General features: G+C 56.0%; 1 protein-coding gene. It reads left to right on the top strand.

Annotated features, from left to right (window positions below; genetic code table 11):
* Positions 1 to 53 precede the first annotated feature (53 nt).
* Positions 54 to 1,157, top strand: coding sequence for an IS5 family transposase (locus tag ALO64_RS00300; RefSeq protein ID WP_054991634.1), 1,104 nt, complete (start codon positions 54 to 56; stop codon positions 1,155 to 1,157).
* The last annotated feature ends 13 nt before the right edge of the window (positions 1,158 to 1,170 follow it).

Here is a 1,170-nt window from a genome sequence, read left to right as displayed (position 1 = left end):
GTGTAGACAAAATAAAGTAAGCTGTTTGTCCTTTGCCTACACAGCATTGCACCATGCCTAAAACCGGACGCCCACCCGTAATCGCTGCGGGACATTACCCTCTGCTGACCAGGCTAGCCCACGCGCAGCCCTATTCCAGCCAAGCCGAACTGGCGCAAGCATTTCATGCTGAAACGGGTATCACCGCTCATCCCGACACCTTTGCAAAAGCGCTGAAGCTGGCCGGGATTGTTCGTGTAAAGGAGCGAGCCAAAGGTAGCTTCCAGCCACCCGAGTCTCGTAAGTCTTATGGCTACACCGAGGCGCACCGACGTCAGTTGCCAGAGCAACGTTATCCCAGTTGTCTGACCGACGCAGAATGGACGCTGGTCGCTGACTTGTTTGAGGTCTCGGGAGGCCGTGGCGTGCCGCCTCGTCACTCCCGGCGGACGCTTTTAGACGCATGCTGCTATGTCGTGCGTACGGGATGCTCGTGGCGAATGCTGCCTCGCGAGTTTCCGCATTGGGACAACGTCTATAAAACCTTTCGTCGGTGGAGCGCTCAGGGCAAATTCGAGCAAATGCACGACCGGCTTCGTGCTCAATGGCGAGAGCGGGTAGATCGTGATGAAAAACCATCAGCCGCTGTTCTGGACTCGCAATCAACGCGTAGCTCTCCGCAAGGAGGTGAAAGTGGTTACGACGCAGGCAAAAAGGTAAAAGGGCGTAAGCGAAGCCTCGTCGTTGATACCTTGGGCCTTCTTTTGGCAGTGAGCATCAGTGCAGCCAGCGTGCAGGATCGAGACGCTGCGGATGACGCAGTGACGTCCTCAATGGGTAAGTATCCATCATTGAGTACTCTGTTCGTCGACAGCGCCTATGCCGGAAAGTGGGCTCAGCGGACGCAACACATTCACGCAGTCCAGATTCAGGTCATAAGGGGAGCGAATAATCGCCGCACCGGGAAATGGCATTCAGAACAAGGCGATTTGTTCACGGCAGCGCCGGCTCCGAGTGGTTTTGTAGTAATGCCCAAGCGCTGGGTAGTGGAGCGGACTCATGCCTGGAATGAGCGAGCCAGGCGACTGATCATGCATCACGATCGGTTACTTGATGTGAGCGAGGCGTGGGTATGGTTGGCCGAAGCTCGAATGCTCGCCCGTCGACTTACCACTTGATTTTGTCTACACC

The organism is Pseudomonas meliae, from assembly GCF_001400515.1.
Classification (GTDB): Bacteria; Pseudomonadota; Gammaproteobacteria; order Pseudomonadales; family Pseudomonadaceae; genus Aquipseudomonas; species Aquipseudomonas amygdali.
Note: the sequence above shows the minus strand (reverse complement) of the source record. Positions and strands in the feature narration are given on the sequence as shown.

Coding starts and splice junctions, on each gene's coding strand:
- ALO64_RS00300 (WP_054991634.1), top strand. CDS start 54: ATGCCTAAAACCGGACGCCCACCCGTAATCGCTGCGGGACATTACCCT.